Raw genomic sequence first — 18,274 nt, forward strand, 5'->3', positions numbered from 1 at the left:
GCTGGAGCTGGAGATCGCCCGGCGAGCGCGACCTACAAGACAGCCCAGCGCTGAAAGATGACCGACCCGGCCCGGTTCACCAATTCTACCCGATGCGCTTTTTCGAGGCCGATCGCCGCGACCGCCAACTCCTTGGCTTCTTCCAGCGGCGCTTCTAGGAGCTCTGTGCGGGTGAGCTTGTTTCCGCTGTAGAGATTCAGTCGGTACATGGTGCCGACCGCCCTAATTCTCGGCTTGCACGATACGGATGAAATCGATCGGACTGGGGCTGGCTTTCATGAGCTCGGAGGCCTGGTGGAGCAATGCATCGAGCTGCACCCGGTCAAAGCCGTCGCGACCCGGATCGAGTTCGAGGTCGGTTTCGACGCAAAGGACGACTTGCCTCTCAGCGCCCTTGATCTCCCATTCATGCCAGTAGTCGACAATTGACGTTTCATCGCTACTACTCGTGCTGGACATCACACTGCACCGCCCCGCTGAAGATCCATGCTTCGCTGCGGCGATAGCGTCACTTGCGCTGGAATAAAGGTACCCGCTCCATTTGCCTCCGCGCTGCCGTTATCGGAGGCAACTTCATTCATGGCCGACTCCCGACTTGTAAGCGGGAGCACTTCGACTCTCAGTCGCGCACGCCTACAAAGAGGGAATTCCGCGCGATGTATTCATGTACCATGGACGCGACAGCTTACCAACGCGCAATACTGTATTTAGAAGCAATGTCCGCTTCCCACCAAGTGCAGACAGTTGCGGAACGGCGGATCACCGAAAATAAATTCCGAAGCCCTTTCAAACCGCGATGAGCTGCTAAAGCATCGGCAGACCTGCGGGTTTTGGCCCGCGAGGGAAGGCAGCGTCGATACGCGCCAGTTCGATGTCGGACAGCTTGAGATCGCCTGCGGCGGCGTTTTCGCCGGCATGTTTTGAACTCGACGCCTTAGGAATCACGAACGTCAAGCGAGCGAGAAAGGCGAGCGCGACCTGGCGGGACGTCGCATCGTGGGCCGCCGCAATCTCCGCGAGCACTCGTCCTGCCGGCGAATGCTCGCCGGGGAAGTTCCCGTGCCCGAACGGGCTGTAGGCGACCACTGCCGTCCCGTGCCGGTCGCACCACGGGATGACTTCATGCTCGATTGCCCGTTCTTCGAGATTGTAGAGGACCTGGTTGCAGGCGATCTTGCCCGGGCCTGCAATGTGAAGCGCTTCGTCGAGATCGGGAACGTCGAAGTTGCTGACGCCCCAGGCGAGAATCTTACCTGAACGCGTCAACTGCTCGAATCCCGCGAATGTTTCACTCAGCGGAATCCGGCCGCGCCAGTGCAGCAGGTAGCAGTCGAGACGATCCGTCCCGAGGCGTGACAGCGAGCGTTCGCACGCCGCGATTACCCTATCGGCCATCGCATTCTGGGGAAGGACTTTCGAGACGAGAAACAGCTCGTCGCGTCGGCCGTCGATCGCTTACGCGATCAGCAATTCGGCGTCGCCGTACATTTCGGCGGTGTCGATGTGTGTCATGCCCTCGTCGAGGCCGCGGCGGAGCGCTGCAATGGCAAGCTCCCGCTTACTCTCATCGATCTCCCAAGTGCCCTGGCCGACGATCGGAAGGTCCTGCGCGGTTAGGCCAAACTGCCGAAACTGCATCCTCGACTCCTGATGTTGCCCTGAGGCTCGCCTCGACGGAAGTTTCGCCGTCGTTGACAGCGATCATTTCACTAAATCCGTGGTGAGTGGGCTTCGTTCCGAATGCGTCTCCGATCCGGCTCGCCGCGAACATCCCCGGCGATGACCAGCACTTGGAGCGTGCGGTTTTGAACGGCATTGGCAACTTCATGCCGTCCCATCTGTTGGCCTACAGATGGGATAGCCTCATGGCGAAGAATTACGGCGCGATTCGGGGCCTTGCTCGCTTCGAAGGCTTCACGGACGGGGTGTTTGCGATCGCGCTCACCCTGCTAATCGTCGAGATCAAGCCGCCGGGCGCTCCCGATGGGCCACACGGCTATACGAGCCTCGGCATCGCCATGGCGGAGCAATGGCGCGAGCATCTCGCCTTGCTACTCTGCTACATCACCATCGGCGCCTTTTGGTTGCAGCACCATTATACGGGCCGGATCTACGCGCGCAGCGATCATGTCTTCGGGCTGATCAACCTTCTGTTCCTGCTGGCGATCGTGGTGACCCCCTATCCGATCCGGGTTTGGTGCTATCAATTCGGCACCCCGTCCGAGCCGGCGGCGGCGGTGACGCTGACCGTCGGGATGGCCGCCACGGCGGTCGTCTGGATGATGAAATGGTTCTACGGAATGTCGGGCGAGCGTAGGGTGATGGACGATCGCCTTGCGCCAGACTTTCTGAAGCAGATGACGCGACGTTACGGCATCGCGACGCTGATTTTGATCGCAGCGGTGCCCGTGGCGGCAGCGGCGCCACAGATCGGCGCCGGACTTTCCATGCTTACAGTCGCCTGGTTCCTCATTCCGCAGCCCAGCCCGCGCTATCGGCCCGGGCAGGAACCGCGCCGCGAAGAGAAAGAGGATTCGTAGCTTCAAGTTCCCATCTATCGAAGAAGGAGAAAGCTGATGATTGACCGTGCATTGTTCGTTCGCCTCAAGGCGAAGGAAGGCAAGGAGGACGAGGTCGAAGAGTTCCTCAGGAGCGCGCTTGACAACGTCATGGAGGAGGAGGGAACGATCGACTGGTATGCCGTCAAGTTCGGCCCGCGTGACTTCGCGATCTTCGACACGTTCGGAAGCGAGAAGGATCGGCTGGCGCATTTGGCCGGAAAGGTCGGCCAGGCGCTGATTGCCCACGCCCCGAATTTGCTCAGCAACGTCCCCCAAATCGAGCATGCCGAGCTGCTGGCGTCCAAGGAAGCAGTGGCGGAAGCATTTTAGCCACGAGACCCGCGTCCGATTTCCGTAATCCGGTGTCAAAGATGATCGCCCCCTTCAACGCAGCACGACGGGCTCGGTCGCTCAATCCGAAGAGGAGTGGTCCGCGTGACAGATGCTAAGGTCTCCGGCTTCGTCCGTGTGCGCGGTGCACGGGAACACAATCTCAAGAATGTCGATGTCGAAATCCCACGCGACGCGTTCGTCGCGTTCACTGGCGTGTCGGGATCGGGCAAGTCGTCGCTCGCTTTCTCCACTCTCTATGCCGAGGCCCAGCGCCGCTATCTCGAATCGGTCTCGCCCTACGCCCGCCGTCTCTTTCACCAGATGGAGGTGCCCGAGGTCGACGAGATAGAGGGCCTGCCCCCGGCGGTGGCGCTTCAGCAGCAGCGCGGATCGCCAACGACGAGATCATCGGTCGGGAGCGTCACCACCCTCTCTAATCTGCTGCGCATGCTTTACTCGCGCGCCGGCGACTATCCGCGCGGACAGCCGCATCTCGATGCGGAATCCTTCTCGCCCAACACGCCCGAAGGGGCTTGTCCGCGCTGCCACGGTCTCGGCTGGATCCACGAGGTGACGGAAGCCTCGATGGTGCCCGAACCTTCGAAAACCATCCGGGAGCGCGCCATCGCCGCTTGGCCGACGGCCTGGGGTGGCCAGAATCTGCGCGACATTCTGATCAGTCTAGGGATTGACGTCGACACGCCGTGGCGCAACCTGCCGAAGGAAGTGCGCAACTGGATATTGTTCACTGACGAGCAGCCGCAGGTGCCCGTCTATCCCGGCTGGAGCCATGACGAGATCCAGCGCGCGATCCGCCGGAAAGTCGAGCCGGCCTATATGGGCACGTTCTCAAGCGCAAAGCGCCATGTCACCCACAGCTATGCGACCACCCAGAGCGCGATGATGAAGAAGCGAGCGGCCCGCTTTATGATCGGCCGCGCCTGCCCGGTCTGCCACGGCAAAAGGCTGCGGCCGGAAGCCCTGTCGGTTCGGTTCGAAGGGCTGGACATCGCCGAGATGGGCCGCCTGCCCATGGCCCGCTTCTCTAAGATCTTCGCGCCTTATGCCGAGGCTAAAGCCGGCAAGCTGAAGGCGCTGCGCAAGACGCACCCCGAGAAGGCGTTGGTGGTCGAGCGCATCGCCGGCGATCTGTGCCGCAGACTGTCGGTACTGCTCGATCTCGGCCTCGGCTATCTGACGCTGGAGCGGAGCACCCCGACCTTGTCGCCGGGCGAACTCCAGCGGCTGCGGCTGGCGACCCAGGTGGTCTCCAACCTGTTCGGGGTCGTGTATGTGATGGACGAACCTTCGGCTGGGCTCCATCCCGCCGACACCGAGGCTCTGCTGCGTGCGCTCGACGGATTGAAGGCGGTCGGCAATTCGCTGTTCGTCGTCGAGCATGAGATGGACGTCGTTCGCCGTGCCGACTGGATCGTCGATGTCGGCCCGGCCGCCGGCGAGCATGGCGGCGAGATCCTCTATAGCGGCCCGATCGAGGGACTGCGCAGCGTCGAGGCCTCGGAGACGCGCCGTCATCTGTTCGCCGAGGGGGGCGGCGTGCCGAGCCGGCTGCGTGCACCGGCGGGGTGGCTTCGGCTGGAAGGGGTGACGCGCAACAATCTCAAGGCGCTCGACTGCGCCTTTCCGCTCGGCGTGCTGACGACGGTCACGGGGATCTCCGGATCTGGCAAATCAAGCCTGGTCAGCCAGGCGCTGGTTGAGTTGGTCGGCGAAGCCCTCGGCGCTGCGGCACCGGTTGAGGAGCCGGAAGATGCCGAAGCCCTGCTCGAGGACCGTCCAGCCGCTCCCAGCGAGGGCCGGATCGTCGGCGGAATCGAGGACATCAGGCGCCTGATCGAGGTCGACCAGAAGCCGATCGGACGCACCCCGCGCTCGAACCTCGCCACCTACACGGGGCTGTTCGACCATGTCCGCGCCCTTTTCGCGGCGACTCCCGAGGCGAGGACCAGGCATTACGACGCCGGCCGATTCTCGTTCAATGTCGCCAAGGGCCGCTGCCCGCGCTGCGAAGGCGAGGGCTTCGTGATGGTCGAATTACTCTTCCTTCCGAGCGTCTACGCGCCCTGCCCGGTCTGTCACGGCACCCGCTACAATCCGAAGACGCTCGAAATCATCTATCGCGGCAAGTCCATCGCCGATGTGCTCGCCCTCACCGTCGAGGGAGCGTGGGATTTCTTCGCCGACGCGCCCAATGTCTGCCGGTCGCTCAAAGTGCTTCGCGAGGTCGGGCTCGACTATCTGCGTCTCGGCCAGCCCGCGACCGAATTTTCCGGCGGCGAGGCGCAACGGGTCAAGCTCGCCACCGAATTGCAGCGCGCGCAGCGCGGCGGCGCGCTTTATGTGCTCGACGAGCCGACCACCGGACTCCACCCGACCGATGTCGAGCGATTGCTCAACCAGCTGCAGACCCTGGTCGACACCGGGAACAGCGTCATCCTCGTCGACCACGACATGAAGCTCGCAGCGGCGAGCGACTGGGTGATCGACATCGGCCCCGGTGCCGGTGAAGATGGCGGCCGTATTGTCATCGCAGGCCCGCCGGCAAGAATTGCGTCGTTCAAGACCAGCTGCACCGCAACCTATCTACGGCGCGCGCTGGGAGAGGAGCCGGTCGCAAGCGCGGCCTGAGCGACGATTGGGGACGCTCCGTGGGAAGCAATCTGCGCGATATCGTGGAGTTACTGTGCGACCCGCATAAGCTGCACTGGTTCAGATACCAACGACCACCACAAACCCCCTCCCCAGGGAGGTTCGATCAGTTGGTCGGAATGCCGACTGTTTCCAGATTGGTGGCTTCATTAGCTGAGCAGAGCGAACGTCTTTTTCGCCGATTCTGCCGCTAAAGCGCAGTTAGCATCTCTGTGAGCGCCCGATCGAGAGCCTCCTCAAGCCCTGCCAGCACAAGAACTGAGGACGGCGCGTCCCGAGCAGCCGCCGAGTTAGTCTGCCGGAATGGCGCCCGCCAGCGCGGCGGCGCGTGTTGTCTTCTGCTGTGTCCGCAAGGCGCCGGACAGCCAGCTTGCGATGTTTAGCGCGTAACAGTGCGTGTCCGCCATCGCTTGTGGCACTCGCAGCAGGCCGTCACCCGGCTTTTCGCTGACAAAGCTTGGGCAGCCGGCCTGCGGGTCCCAATTATAGTCGGCGAAGTGGTGGAAGGTGCTTTCGGCAATCGCTGCGCCGCCATGCTTGCCAGGCTCGAAGGCGACAGCGATGTTGAAGTCGACGCCGGTCGCCTTGCTCTTCCCTTTCACGATAACCCGCGCATCCTCTCCTTTCGGAGCGCCGATGTCGCCCTCGTGAGGGTGAGACGGCAGGAAGTGGATCGAGCCCATAGGTGATCGTTCGTTGGCGAGCACGGGATGGGCCTCCCCGACAACCTCGATTTCCTGAAAATCGCCGTTCGCCCCGGAGTGAAAGTTCGGCCAATCAATGTCGGCCGTATAAGGGTCGTCGCGCTTGCGACGGCTGACGTCCGGATCCGGCTGTTTGGAATGGAAGTAATGCGCCTTTCCAACGCCGCCTAAGGTGCAGACTGATGACCCCAAGTCCATGTGGTCGCGCGTCACGAGCAGTCCCCCGCCATTCTTTCTGAAGCGGGAGATGGCAGCGCAATCCTCCTCTGTGAGACCGTTCCCGGTATCAACTGCGAACAGCCAAAGCTCGTCGAAGTCGCTTCCATCGATGGTCGATAGCACCGGGTCCGGCCTCCCGGGCGGATCGCGATCGCGCGCGGTCACTTCGTAGAGAGTGTTGCCGCTTTCATCGCGCGCATCGCGAAGCAGCGCAGCAAGGCTGCTGAAGCGCGCGATCGACCAATCGTCTTCGGTTGTCGGGATGGTCGTTTGAAGAAGGATCTTCTTCGGCTCCGGCTGTTGATTCACAACTTGGCTCCTTGATTGGCAAGCGGGAGCTCGATGGTCTCTCTGCCAGGCGTATGCTTACGGGAGGGAAGCCGCCCAATTGCCGTCTCGTAGCACCGAATGGAAGCGAACGCTCGACTTATCCAAGTCTGCTCCACGAGAGTCGGCTCAAGCAGAGTGTCCGCTTTCCCCCAAACTTGCCGCGACGTTTTTCGACCCATTGCAGCCAATCGCCCAACGGCGATAGATTCACTTAAGCACGGAGGCGGCATGAACAGAGGCAATGGGTTTATCGCTGGAATCTTCATAGGTGTCGCGGTTGGCTTTGCCTTGAAGAATGTCGCCATAGGGATCGGAGTGGGTGTTGCTTTGGCGCTTGCCTTCAGCGCCAGCGCCAAACGGACTCCTACCGACGACGCTTAAAGTGCGGCGTGACAATGAAGTGGCGGCTTTCTACCCTTTCGCGCCGCGACAGCCTTGGCCCCATTCCTGCCATCACCGAGTTGGCGTAATCACTGGTCAGCAGGCTTCGCAGCTTCGGCGCTGTGCACGACACCGATGCAATCAATTTTTGGCGCCTTGAAACACCGCAAACTGCGCCTCAAACGCTCGCTGGAACGCTGGTCGACTTTTTCCCCGCTCAACGTAATCGGCGAGGTTTGAGGATTCCTCCACGATGTTGCGGGTGCCAGGAAAGTTCGACGGCTCCAGCGCCGAAGCACAGTGACCATGAGGAGGCCGCGCTGACTCGAAAAGGACGAGTCGCCCCTCCTCGTAGGTGGGGATGCTGCCAAAGGGGTTGAGCGAGAGGTAGCATGGCTGTTTGAGGACTTCCAACGAACGCAGCTCCGTAGGGCCGACCGACCTCCTCAAAGGCCCAGCTAAGGCGCATGTCACGGGCGTGGCCCTGCCCCTTACCCCGGGGAAGATTCGAAAGCGGTGATCGTTGGCATGGCGGACTCCAGCGCAGCTAGGCCACGGGCATCGTCCAACGACCGCTTTTCGACCCATTGCGTACACTAGCGCACCATGAGACGCCGGCGTGATGCTGAATCCGTGCTGTGAAGAGCTGCGAAGGGACGCGACTATTATAAGCGCGTCACTGAGATCGACTTACCGGACGCACTTGTCGAGCTACATCCGACTGCGGGAGCGGCGACGATGTTGCTAACGTCGAGCGGTCGCTACGACTGCTTCATCCAGTTCTGCCCATGGTGTGGAACGCGCATCGGCAAGGAAACGCAGGAGCTTGTCTACTTCGGTTTCAACCCATTCGAGTAGCGTCCGCTGTCGACCTAGAGCGGACACTACACGTCCGACTACGCTAGCTGGCCGCACGTTTGGGGCGGAACAGAAATCAAATCGCTGCGCTCGGATGAAATGCCGAGGTCCATTTTCATCTCTTCAACGATAACCACGGGGCGAGGCTGACGGGCCGGCTGCTGAGTTTTCGGTCGACAGAAGTTTCGGCAAGAAGCTTGAAGAGTTGGACGGCGCCTTCTTCGGGGCTGACTCGATACGCAATGGACGGCTCGTCCCCACGCGTAAGACCTTCCATTCACGGCCGAGTGTAGCATTTGCATTGGTTCGGAATTGCTTCCTTCGTCCGGCACCGACTGAGCCAAGGACTTCTCAACGGCTTTTTGACGCCTTTATTCTCGCATCTGCGCTTTCTTTGATCGCATCAGCTTTCATATCCGCCTGCTTCCGGACGATCTTGGCTTCATCATTCAAGGCCTGCGCTCGTACATTCAAACGCTTCCCGGTCATGCCACCCGCCTGATTTGCTTCGTTCCCCAGATCAGAGGCTTGCTGCTCTAGTCGATCTGCTTCGCTAGCCGCCCGTTTCTCGACTGACGCGCCTTCTTGTTGGGCATCGTTCCGTAACTCGTCTGCAGCCCGCTGCTCAGCTGTGCGTTGGCAAGCGGCCGCGGCAAAAACAATGATAGCAGCAAGTAGCGGACGCATTCAGCACCTCATGACGAAGTGAGACTCCAACGCGTTTCTCCCTTCATTGTGCCAAGGCGCAATTCCCTAAACATTTGTCACTGATCTGGAGGTACCCTCGGTGAGATTGGCTCGGAAGTTCCGAAGCCGATGAGAGACAGAGCGCCCCTTCAAGTGAATGCCCCGTGAGGATCGCGTTCACCTGCCGTCGAGAAAGAACAGTTGGACCGCAGACCGGTGAAGCCCACTTGATCGCGAGCTCATAGTGTCCGCTTTCCGCTCAAAGCAGACATAAGTCGCGACCCACCTTCGACATCGGCAGATTCCTCGTTTTGTGCGCTTTGACGTCAATGCGACTTGGATCACAGCTGATCGGGAGCATGTACTTCAGACGGTACGGGTTGATCTCGTCACTCGGACGACCATCTCGTGCGAATGATCCCTTTGTCCGTTCTAGATCTCGCACCCATTGTAGAGGGAGCAACTGCTGGCCAAGCTTTTCGCAATTCCGCAGGGCTTGCACAGCTTGCGGAGCGGTTGGGTTACAGGCGCTTCTGGATGGCCGAGCACCATTCAATGCCCGGTATTGCCAGTGCCGCCACGGCCGTTGTGCTTGCTTATGTCGGTTCGCAGACCTCCAACATTCGCATCGGTGCGGGAGGCATCATGCTCCCAAATCATGCCCCGCTGACCGTCGCTGAGCAGTTCGGAACACTTGAGTCTCTATACCCCGGCAGGATCGATCTTGGATTGGGGCGTGCTCCCGGAACAGACCAAGCCGCGGCTCACGCTCTCCGACGCAATCTCGCGTCCGACGAAAACCAGTTCCCGCGAGACGTCGTCGAGCTTCAAGAGTACTTCCGCGGTGAAAGTGGCGGGGTGCGTGCCGTTCCGGGCGAGGGGCTCAACATTCCGCTTTGGATACTCGGATCTAGCCTGTTCGGGGCTCAGTTAGCGGCGATGCTGGGGCTTCCCTATGCCTTTGCGTCTCACTTCGCGCCGCAAATGATGATGGAAGCCGTCTCGGTCTACCGAGAGCGGTTCAAGCCATCTGAACAACTTGCGAAGCCGTACGTCATGCTGGGCTTCAACGCGATCGTTGCGGACACTGACGAGGAAGCAAAGCGGCTAGCCACCTCGGTACAGCAGGCGTTTGTCGCGCTTCGAACCGGACGTCCGATCCAGCTTCCACCCCCAAAGGCAGGCTACCTCGAAGAGCTTCCGCTCGAAGGCCGTGCGCTTCTCCGGTCAATCCTGTCTGTATCCGCAATCGGCAGCCGAGAGACGGCGCGCCACCAGCTTCAACAGTTCGTCGATCGCACCAAGCCCGACGAGCTCATGGTAACCTCTCAGGTGTTCGATCACGAAGCACGTCTCAAATCATACGAACTGCTCATGACAGCCGTGCAGCAAACGTCCGAGACCCCAACAACGGGCTAACCTCGGTATGCGGGAAGTTTCCCGCTCAAACTGCCGTGGCAGCTTCTTCAACGACGAGATCCCGTGCTTAAAGAGACGTTTGAACTAGGTCGGAAGGTTTTGACGTTGAGCCCAATCACGCCGACCATTTCACGCGTGGTCACCTTCCGGAACTCATTGCTCCCCGTCTTGTTCAGTCTCTGTCAGAAAACACAGTGCGGCATCGCCGCCGCGGCTGCGGGGGGCAAACTTGGAAGAGCCTGTGTTGCTGCTGGTCGAAGATGACGCACTGGTTGTCATGGTTGCCGAGGATGCCCTCGAGCTGGGTGGTTATGCCGTTAGAGTAGCCATGACCGGTGCCGAGGCTCTGGACGCGCTCGACGCACCGGGGGCGGGGTTCGCGGGACTGATCACCGACATTGGCCTGGGTGGTGGCCCCGATGGCTGGGAAGTCGCCAGATATGCGCGGGAGCATCAGGCTGACATTCCGATCGTGTACATGACTGCGTTGAGTGCCGGAGAGTGGCCCACACACGGAGTTCCGAACAGCCAACTTGTGCAAAAGCCGTACGCTCCGGCACAGTTGTTGGCAGCAATCTCAGCCCTGATTACTACCGCAGATGCCAACCGAGCCGCGTCCAGCATTCCATGTGATCCTCCGCCGGCAGCGAACTAATCGGTAGTGGGATCGTTATCCCAAGTAGAGTATAACCATCTCATTACCGGACAGGCGAATCGCGTGCCGGCAACAGAGAGATGCGAAGCTCCCGCCCGATTGGAGCTACCAAGATGAAAGAGTTAGACGATAGGGAGCAAGCGCAAGCCTTGGCGCTGGCAATCGTCGACACTCTGCCCGAACCCTTCCTGGTCTTGGATGACACGTTGCGTCTTCTCGCGGCTAGTCGTTGCTTCTACGAGGTCTTCGGCGAGGTTCCGGCCGCTGTGCACGGCAATTCGTTGTTCGAGCTTTCGGGTGGCGCATGGGACATACCGGGCCTGCGACAGCTGCTAGCCGCGGTTGTCGACGATCGCGGGACTATCGAAAGCTTCGAGTTCGAGCGCGATTTCGGCAAGGTCGGGCGGCGAACCTTATGTCTAAATGCTCTTCCGATCCGTGACGGCGACGGGTCGGGCAGGATGGTACTGGTGGCGATCAAGGACATCACCGAACGTCGGATCGCCGAACAGGAGAAACAGAAACTACTGGAGCATACGGAGGAGCTGTTAGAGCAGCAACGGACTCTTCTTCGCGAGATGCGGCACCGCATTGCAAACAGCTTGCAGATCATTGCCAGCATCTTGCTGTTGAAGGCCGGAGCAGTGACCTCAGAAGAAACCAAGAATGAGCTCCGTGCTGCCCATCAGAGGGTAATGTCCGTGGCGGCGGTGCAGGGCCACTTGCATGCGTCTGATGGCATCGAGCAAATTGAGATTGGTCCATACCTTGCGAAGCTCAGCTCGGGCCTTGCCGCGTCCATGGTGGACCCCCGTCAGGACATCGACATCACTGTCCGTGCTGACCCTGGCGTGCTCCAAACGAGCCACGCGGTAAGCATCGGCTTGATTGTCACCGAACTGATCATCAATGCAGTCAAATATGCATTTCCTTTGCCCAATTCGTCCGCCCGAATCCGAGTGACCTTCGAGATGGCAAAGTCGGATTGGAAGCTCACTGTGGCGGACAACGGTATCGGGAGAAGCGAGACAAACGAACCAAGTGCATCAACCGGGCTTGGCACGGCGTTAGTGGCTGCGTTAGCGAAACAGCTGAACGCTCAGGTATCTGAAACGTCATCCATGGGGGGACTAGCCGTCACGGTCACTAAGGCCACGTTTGAATCACGAGTCACACACGCGGCCTGAGGCTCCCCCGCCATAAGTTAGCTGACGTAGTGGCAGCTTTCGACCCATTGCTGCCATTAGGTTAGTGGCGGCATTCGACCCATTCCCGCCACTAGGCCGCCCTGTCAGAGAAGAGCCACTTCGCAGTCAATGCAGCCGCCATCGCTCCAATCAGCTGAGCAACGATGAACAGCGGAACATCGGCAGGAGCAATTCCGGCAAACGTATCGGACAGGCTTCGAGCGACGGTAATCGCGGGATTCGCAAAGCTAGTTGACGAAGTGAACCAGTAAGCCGCGGTGATGTAGAGCGCGACGGTGGCGGGGACCCACTGCGGGCGGTGCTTCACGGTGCCGAGAATGGTCAAGATCAAGCCGAAGGTGGCTACCGCCTCGCCGGTCCATTGGCCGAGGCCGGTTCGGGCCTTCACCGACAGCTGGAGCGTCGGAAGATCGAACATCAAATGCGCCGCCCAGGCGCCAAGGATTCCGAACGCCATTTGCGCGAGAATGTAGGCTCCTGCATCGGTCCACCGCAGATCGCCCCGCGAAGCGGCGACTAGGCTGACCGCCGGGTTCATATGCGCTCCGGAAATCGGCCCAAGCATGGTGATCAGCACGAATAAAATCGCGCCGGTTGCAAGCGTGTTTCCGAGCAAGGCGATTGCGTCGTTTCCGCCGGATAGGTTCGCGGCCATGATGCCCGAACCGATCACGCACGCGAACAGGAGGAACGAGCCTATACCTTCCGCCGCAATGCGCCGCCCGAGCGGCGGAGCGTCAGGCGGCATCCTGGTCGCCGGTTCGCCCTATCTCCCGCAGCCTCGTCTGAAGGCTCAGTTCGTCGCTGCTTTCGAAGGGCAACGACAGGAACAACCCGATCCGTCTTTGCAGCGCATAGTAGGCATTGCGGAAGGCTTGCGGCTGGCGCTCGCCCTGGACTGCGGCTGGGTCTTCGATGCCCCAATGCGCCGTCATCGGCTGGCCCGGCCAGAATGGACAGGTTTCGCCCGCTGCATTGTCGCAAACGGTGAAGACGAAATCGAGCAGCGGTGCGCCATCGGCGGCGAACTCGTCCCAGCTTTTCGAGCGGAAGCCCTCCGACGGATAGCCGAGTTCGTCCAGGAGCTTGAGCGCCTCGGCATGGACCTGGCCCTTGGGAAAGCTGCCGGCCGAAAAGGCGTTGAAGCGTCCTGCGCCGTCCTTGTTGAGGATCGCTTCGGCGAGGATCGAGCGGGCGGAGTTCCCGGTGCACAGGAACAGCACGTTGTAGGGACGGGTCATGCCGCTGCCCTCGGTGCGCAGCACTTAGCTTCGCAAGGCCTCAGCGTGTCGAGCGCGGGGCTGTCGCCGTAGGTCGTCGCTTCCCCGTTGGTGAAAAAGGCTTCCCAGACGACGCCGTCCGGATCGCTGATCCAGCTTTTCTCGGACTTGGCGTAGCAACAGGTCGTCTGGCCTTCTTCGAGGACTGGCCGGTCGGCGGCCTTCAGGCGTCCGTAGACTTCGGAGAGTTCGTCTGGGCTTTCTACCTGGATGCCGAGATGCTCGATGCCCTTGCGAGCATGATTGCCCGCGGAGATGGCGAAGTTAACGCGCGGATCTTCGAGCATCCACTTGGCGTAATCGTCCTTCACGACGGTCGGTTCGGATCCGAACAACGTCGAGTAGAAGTTCATGGAGTGGGCGAGGTTCTCGACCCCGACGTGGACGTGCAGGCGCTTCAAGCGGATTTCCTTTCCTGGGCGGGAATTTCGCAGGCTGTATCCGCGCCGCAGTCGGCACCGGCACAGCAGTTTTCCATGAGATACCCGACGAGCTTGTTCATCGCCGGATAGTTGGCGCGGTAGATGAGCGAGCGGTGCTGCCGCTCCTGCAGGATCAGTCCGGCATTCCGGAGCTGCGCGAGATGGAACGACAGCGAGCTGTTTGGGACGCCAAGTGCATCGGCGATCGCGCCCGCCGCCATGCCCTTGTCTCCGGCCTGGACGAGCAAGCGGAACAGAGCGAGCCGATGTTCCTGCGCGAGCGCGGCGAGCGCCTCGACAGCGTTTTCCGCGCGCATCTTAGCGGAAGCTCGCCCAGTTGATGGCGGAGGCGCAGCACGGAACCGGCGGGAGCGCGGTGATCGCGGTCAGCAGGGAGCGGAGAAGACTGGATAGAGCAGCCATGAGCCGTCCTTTCGATGAAACTCGAAATGACAGAATCACGATGTCCAGTCAATTATATTTCGAATACAATCGAAATGACGTTATGGCAGCTGTCCACATTCCCGCCGCTAGAGCGCTAGTGGCAGCTTTCGCCCTAATGCGGACAATTCTGGCCCTGCTCTTGCGTCACTGTCGTTGCGATGCTCCTTTTGCGCCGACGTTAGGATGCTGTCGGGAGCAAGTATGGAAACAAAGCGCGGCGTAGCTTCCAGATTGGGCATCGTATTGCTCAACATACTCGCGCCTGGGCTTGGAATGCTTCGCTTGAGGCGCTGGCAAATAGCTATCACGCTACTCGGCGTTTCTCTCGTCACTCTCTTGGTCGTGTCTCTGGGGCCGCTGGTGCCCTTTCTAGTTCTCGCGCTAGTTGTGGCTGGCCTCAAGGTTCGGCGCGCCCTCGGGAAACCTTACGGGCATTTGAAGCCTCGCAAAGATACGGGCGAGTTCATCCGCGGACCGCGTCTGAGAGTACCCGCCTAGTCGAGCAAACTGTTCCTAGCCCAAACGGACTAAGCTGACCGAATGATTTTGATCCCGAACGCGGCAATCCGCTCAACTTCTCGGTAGGGCTCCTTCGTTAACTCCTCCCCGAAAACATCGGGGTCCAGTTCAGTGAGCGTCACGTCGGCCCTCGCTGCCCTGCATTCTTGTGCAATTTCCGCAAGCAACGGAGATCGCCCATCCACAAAAGCGACGCCGGTGTACAGCAACATCACTCCCGCGGGCGACAGCTTCTCGAGCGCCTGGCGCACCCAACCCAGCGCGACAGCTCCTCCGAACATCTCACCGCCGTGCCGGTATTGGCGCCGTTTGTCGTCGACGATGTACGGCGGATTGGCCATGACAAGGTCCACGTTGTCAGGAATGCAATCCGCTTCCAACAGATTCGCGTCAACGCCGGCCGCCGCAGCATTCGTGGCCGCCATCGCGAGTGCGACAGCATTGACGTCAACGAGCGTGATCCTGGCGCCGTCGAGCAGTCGGGCCACGGCAATGCCCCCTGCGCCATTGCCCGCACCCATGTCCACGATGCTCCGCACGTTCGAAAGGCTCGGCACCTCCCGTTTAACGAAGTTCACGAACCGATAGCTATCCGGACCAAAGAAGACGGCGTCGCGATCGTTCGTAGGAAAGCCAGAATGAACGAGCAGATCGTCGCCCAGGCTCGCCACGCGAACGCGACTGATGAACTTGTCATTCTCACCGGTAGAGATGGCACCTGCCCGACCGAGCAGCCCGAGCAGAACAGGCTCGATCTGGTCGCTCGAAAAGGGCCTGTTCCATCCGAAAATGTCACGAAGACCGGTATCGGAAACTTCTCCTCGCGCTAGCACCCGCGAATGGGTTGTCGGTGTCACCGTCGTGAATCGGTATTCGTATAGTCGAAGGAAGTGCAACAGCTCGACGAGCGCTGCGTCAGCCTTCACCACAGTTCGCTACGATAACGGTCGAAGCATCGCGCGCCACAGGTCAGGCGGATGAGTGCGCCTTCGGCAATCGCCCGAGCACGCGCCGGGTCCTCGGCTACCGCCGGCCCGATCGCTTCGGCGTTCCACGCCAGGCTGTGCTTCACATCGAGCGTGGCGTGAAGGTCGAAATATGTCCGCGTTTTGGGAGCGATCCCGAGCCGGCGCAGCCCCGAAGCGACCGCAGCCGATCGGTCCGGGGCAGTGAGTTCGATCACGCCAAGAGCTCCCAGTGCATGCCATGCGAAGTCGCGGCGCGTGGCCATGGCGGTCATTGCGTTCGCGAGCGCGAGGCTCTCCCAGACGGTCTGCTCGATCGTCGGGCGAATGCCGAGGGCGACGCTCAGCCGCTCAAGCATCGGCCCGTGCATGCCCTTCTCGTTGCCGCGACCCATTTCGTCCCAGTAGTTGCGGGCGAGCTCCAGCTTGATACGCGTCGGCAATCGGATCTGGGTCAGAGCCGTAAGATCATCGAAGCCTGCTTCGCCTGCCGCCTCTTGGAGCAGGTACCAGCGCATCTCGTCCAGTGTCGCCGTCTTCTCGAGCCAAGGGAACAGAGGATCGCCTTGGCCCGGGCCAACTTCCTTCAGTGCCTCGAACCAGCGGACAAAGCCGTCCGCATCGTTTGGAGCGATCGCGGCGGTTGCAGCGACCTCTTTACGAAGCATACTCAAGAGCGCGCTCTCAAGGACGAGTGTTTCATGATCGGAGGCGAATGCGGATTCCCAATCGTTGTCCGGAAGCCTCGGCGCAAGCCGATGCCGGTTCCAATGCGCAAGCCGTTGCTGCACATTATCAGTGAAGACGCCGGCCTCTTCACCACGCCACTTGAAGACGCTTGCCATGGCGCCAAAACATCGTTGCGTATCAGTCAGTTCCGTGCGCTAGCATATGATAGTGCGCGTACTTGGTATCACCGAAACCTGTGACCTCGGCTCCATGTATCGGCGGCTGCTTGCCGAAGGTCATCAGGTCCGTGCTTCCATCAGCAATCCCCTCGCCAGTGGAACCATGGCGGGACTGGTGCCCAGGTCATCGGATTGGCGTTCAGAGCTGGGCTGGATTCGCGAAGCCGGGGACGACGGGATCATCGTCTTCGAAGCGATCGGCTTCGGCGAACTTCAGGATAAACTCCGCGGCGCGGGATTTAATGTTGTAGGCGGCAGCGCTTTCGGCGACCGCCTGGAGAACGACCGTGCCGCTGCCCAGCGGCAGCTCGCTGAACTCGGATTGAATACGGCAAGCACGACCGAGTTCGCCGACGCCGAAGAAGCTTTCTCGGATTTGGCGATACGCCCCCGACGCTGCGTTTTGAAGATGAGCGCATCGGCCGGAGACACTTTTGTCGGCGTGCTTCCCGACGGTCGAGACGTAAGCGCCTTGCTTCGCGTGAAGCCACCCGTCGCCCCGTTCATCCTGATGGATTATGTTGAAGGTATTGAGGTAGGCGTCGGGGCTTTCTTCAACGGCACTAATTTCCTTCGGCCAGCTTGTCTCGACTGGGAGCACAAGCATTTCTTTCCGGGCGATCTCGGCGAACTGACGGGCGAAATGGGCACGGTCGCAACCTTCGAGTGGTCCGATGCGATCTTCAACGCGACGCTGGCAAAGCTCGAAAGCGGACTGCGTAGTGCGAGCCACGTGGGCTGGGTGAACCTGAACCTCATCATCAATGAGCAAGGAATATGGCCGCTCGAGTTCACGTGTCGCTTCGGCTATCCTGGTTTTGCAGTGCTCGAACCTCTGCAAGGCATTAACTGGGGCGATCTGCTTCACGGATTGTGCAACCGCTCGTTGAGCTGCCTCCCGACGAGGCCAGGATTTTCAGTGGGCGTCGTGATCAGTACGCCGCCGTTTCCGCTGTCGCGTGCAGAAGTCGATTCTGCGATTGGGTTGCCGATCGTGGTCGATGATTTGGACGATGAGCACCTGCATCTAGGAGAAGCTGGTATCGATAAGGAGCAATTGGTGACGTCGGGACTCTATGGATGGACGGCGGTCGTGACCGGCACAGGCTCAACCGTCGATCAGGCGCAGCGCGCTGCCTATGACCGCGTCCGCAAGGTTGTCACCCCCAACATGCGTTACCGGCAGGATATCGGCAATAAGCTTGCCCGTTGGCAGCTTCAGCAATTGGCCGATTGGGGCTGGATGAAATCCGTTCCTTCGAGCCTCATGGCGTCGCAGATCGTCCGATAATCGCTGGTCAGTTCGGTTCCGGCCGGAAGATCCTCCGCCGCGACGTCATCGCCGAATGCAATCCCGAGGGACGTCGTGTTCGGGTAGTCAGAGTGGTTGAAGTGCCGACCATTGTCCCCGCACAGCACCCAAATCCGCAGGTCGCCGTGCAGCGTGGAATAGGTCCGCAGAAACTCATGGAGAATGGTCGGTAATTCGCTCAGCTCGGCATCGGAGAAGACTTGATCGATGCGACTATCGAACCGCCAGATAAGCTGCCCCTTTCGAACGTGCTCGGAAAGAAAGACGCCTATTCCGTGGATGGGACTGGCTCTGAGCTCTGTTCTAACCATCATCATCGTACGCAACTCCCATGAACTTGCCAGTCGTAACGGGTAGACGCGCGAATGGCCGTGCTACATGCCCCGTCAGCGACGCTGG

At 60.5% G+C, this 18,274-nt stretch carries 20 protein-coding genes and 1 pseudogene; 8 read left to right on the forward strand and 13 right to left on the reverse strand.

Features of this window, described 5'->3' with window-relative positions:
* Positions 1–32: 32 nt before the first annotated feature.
* The 3 genes and pseudogenes from ABD928_RS05565 to ABD928_RS05575 form a co-directional block, all read right to left on the reverse strand.
* A complete protein-coding gene (locus ABD928_RS05565) occupies positions 33–209 on the reverse strand; it encodes a hypothetical protein (RefSeq protein WP_187716010.1) in 177 nt (58 codons plus the stop codon).
* A 13-nt stretch (positions 210–222) separates the two neighbouring features.
* The gene (locus ABD928_RS05570) at positions 223–459 is read right to left on the reverse strand and encodes a hypothetical protein (RefSeq protein WP_187716009.1); all 237 of its coding nucleotides are present in this window, start codon (positions 457–459) and stop codon (positions 223–225) included.
* Between the two features lie 345 nt (positions 460–804).
* A pseudogene (locus ABD928_RS05575) lies at positions 805–1,638 on the reverse strand (aldo/keto reductase).
* 86 nt (positions 1,639–1,724) lie between these two features.
* Here ABD928_RS05575 and ABD928_RS05580 point away from each other — a divergent pair.
* The 3 genes from ABD928_RS05580 to ABD928_RS05590 all read left to right on the forward strand — a co-directional run bounded on the left by ABD928_RS05580 (position 1,725) and on the right by ABD928_RS05590 (position 5,543).
* On the forward strand, positions 1,725–2,540 hold the full coding sequence (locus ABD928_RS05580) for a TMEM175 family protein (protein ID WP_223276752.1): 816 nt from the start codon (positions 1,725–1,727) through the stop codon (positions 2,538–2,540).
* A gap of 36 nt (positions 2,541–2,576) precedes the next feature.
* Positions 2,577–2,891 carry a putative quinol monooxygenase gene (locus tag ABD928_RS05585; RefSeq protein WP_187716008.1) on the forward strand — a complete coding sequence of 105 codons (315 nt, stop codon included), beginning with the start codon at positions 2,577–2,579 and terminating at the stop codon, positions 2,889–2,891.
* A 105-nt stretch (positions 2,892–2,996) separates the two neighbouring features.
* Positions 2,997–5,543: an excinuclease ABC subunit UvrA gene (locus ABD928_RS05590; protein WP_345166877.1), complete on the forward strand. Its 2,547-nt coding sequence runs from the start codon at positions 2,997–2,999 to the stop codon at positions 5,541–5,543.
* Between the two features lie 311 nt (positions 5,544–5,854).
* Here the strand turns inward: ABD928_RS05590 and ABD928_RS05595 are convergent, their stop codons facing one another.
* The 3 genes from ABD928_RS05595 to ABD928_RS05605 form a co-directional block, all read right to left on the reverse strand.
* Complete coding sequence (locus tag ABD928_RS05595) at positions 5,855–6,796, reverse strand: hypothetical protein (RefSeq protein WP_345166880.1); 942 nt, start codon at positions 6,794–6,796, stop codon at positions 5,855–5,857.
* A 543-nt stretch (positions 6,797–7,339) separates the two neighbouring features.
* Entirely contained in the window at positions 7,340–7,612 is a 273-nt protein-coding gene (locus ABD928_RS05600; RefSeq protein WP_345166883.1) for a thioredoxin domain-containing protein, read from the reverse strand.
* Positions 7,613–8,407: 795 nt separating this feature from the next.
* Complete coding sequence (locus ABD928_RS05605) at positions 8,408–8,743, reverse strand: hypothetical protein (RefSeq protein WP_187716006.1); 336 nt, start codon at positions 8,741–8,743, stop codon at positions 8,408–8,410.
* Positions 8,744–9,157: 414 nt separating this feature from the next.
* Here ABD928_RS05605 and ABD928_RS05610 point away from each other — a divergent pair, with 414 nt between their 5' ends.
* From ABD928_RS05610 to ABD928_RS05620, 3 genes are all read left to right on the forward strand, one after another.
* A complete protein-coding gene (locus ABD928_RS05610; protein WP_187716005.1) occupies positions 9,158–10,162 on the forward strand; it encodes an LLM class flavin-dependent oxidoreductase in 1,005 nt (334 codons plus the stop codon).
* 229 nt (positions 10,163–10,391) lie between these two features.
* Positions 10,392–10,817 (forward strand): response regulator transcription factor, encoded by a 426-nt coding sequence (locus tag ABD928_RS05615; protein ID WP_345166887.1) that lies wholly within the window; start codon positions 10,392–10,394, stop codon positions 10,815–10,817.
* A 113-nt stretch (positions 10,818–10,930) separates the two neighbouring features.
* The gene (locus ABD928_RS05620) at positions 10,931–12,004 is read left to right on the forward strand and encodes a sensor histidine kinase (protein WP_345166890.1); all 1,074 of its coding nucleotides are present in this window, start codon (positions 10,931–10,933) and stop codon (positions 12,002–12,004) included.
* Positions 12,005–12,095: 91 nt separating this feature from the next.
* Here the strand turns inward: ABD928_RS05620 and ABD928_RS05625 are convergent, their stop codons facing one another.
* The 5 genes from ABD928_RS05625 to ABD928_RS05645 all read right to left on the reverse strand — a co-directional run bounded on the left by ABD928_RS05625 (position 12,096) and on the right by ABD928_RS05645 (position 15,361).
* Positions 12,096–12,773 carry an MIP/aquaporin family protein gene (locus ABD928_RS05625; protein ID WP_345166893.1) on the reverse strand — a complete coding sequence of 226 codons (678 nt, stop codon included), beginning with the start codon at positions 12,771–12,773 and terminating at the stop codon, positions 12,096–12,098.
* A complete protein-coding gene (locus tag ABD928_RS05630) occupies positions 12,763–13,266 on the reverse strand; it encodes an arsenate reductase ArsC (protein WP_187716002.1) in 504 nt (167 codons plus the stop codon). The genes ABD928_RS05625 and ABD928_RS05630 overlap by 11 nt, the downstream gene beginning before the upstream one ends.
* The gene (locus ABD928_RS05635; protein WP_187716061.1) at positions 13,263–13,706 is read right to left on the reverse strand and encodes an ArsI/CadI family heavy metal resistance metalloenzyme; all 444 of its coding nucleotides are present in this window, start codon (positions 13,704–13,706) and stop codon (positions 13,263–13,265) included. The genes ABD928_RS05630 and ABD928_RS05635 overlap by 4 nt, the downstream gene beginning before the upstream one ends.
* Positions 13,703–14,044, reverse strand: coding sequence for an ArsR/SmtB family transcription factor (locus tag ABD928_RS05640; RefSeq protein WP_345166898.1), 342 nt, complete (start codon positions 14,042–14,044; stop codon positions 13,703–13,705). Before ABD928_RS05640 ends, ABD928_RS05635 begins: the two co-directional genes overlap by 4 nt.
* Before the next feature lie 654 nt (positions 14,045–14,698).
* A complete protein-coding gene (locus ABD928_RS05645; RefSeq protein ID WP_345166901.1) occupies positions 14,699–15,361 on the reverse strand; it encodes a methyltransferase in 663 nt (220 codons plus the stop codon).
* Between ABD928_RS05645 and ABD928_RS05650 the strand changes: the two genes are divergently transcribed.
* Positions 15,329–15,520, forward strand: a complete 192-nt coding sequence (locus ABD928_RS05650; protein ID WP_345166904.1) for a hypothetical protein — start codon at positions 15,329–15,331, stop codon at positions 15,518–15,520. The genes ABD928_RS05645 and ABD928_RS05650 overlap by 33 nt on opposite strands.
* A gap of 92 nt (positions 15,521–15,612) precedes the next feature.
* Here ABD928_RS05650 and ABD928_RS05655 read toward each other — a convergent pair whose 3' ends face one another.
* Positions 15,613–16,500, reverse strand: a complete 888-nt coding sequence (locus tag ABD928_RS05655; protein WP_345166907.1) for an iron-containing redox enzyme family protein — start codon at positions 16,498–16,500, stop codon at positions 15,613–15,615.
* Between the two features lie 52 nt (positions 16,501–16,552).
* Between ABD928_RS05655 and ABD928_RS05660 the strand changes: the two genes are divergently transcribed.
* Positions 16,553–17,854, forward strand: coding sequence for a phosphoribosylglycinamide synthetase C domain-containing protein (locus tag ABD928_RS05660; RefSeq protein ID WP_345166910.1), 1,302 nt, complete (start codon positions 16,553–16,555; stop codon positions 17,852–17,854).
* On the opposite strand, the gene ABD928_RS05665 is transcribed toward ABD928_RS05660, so the two are convergent.
* Complete coding sequence (locus tag ABD928_RS05665; protein ID WP_345166913.1) at positions 17,782–18,186, reverse strand: SET domain-containing protein; 405 nt, start codon at positions 18,184–18,186, stop codon at positions 17,782–17,784. The two genes, ABD928_RS05660 and ABD928_RS05665, sit on opposite strands and share 73 nt — an antisense overlap.
* Positions 18,187–18,274 lie beyond the last annotated feature (88 nt).

Source organism: Sphingomonas daechungensis, from assembly GCF_039543105.1.
GTDB lineage: Bacteria > Pseudomonadota > Alphaproteobacteria > Sphingomonadales > Sphingomonadaceae > Sphingomicrobium > Sphingomicrobium daechungense.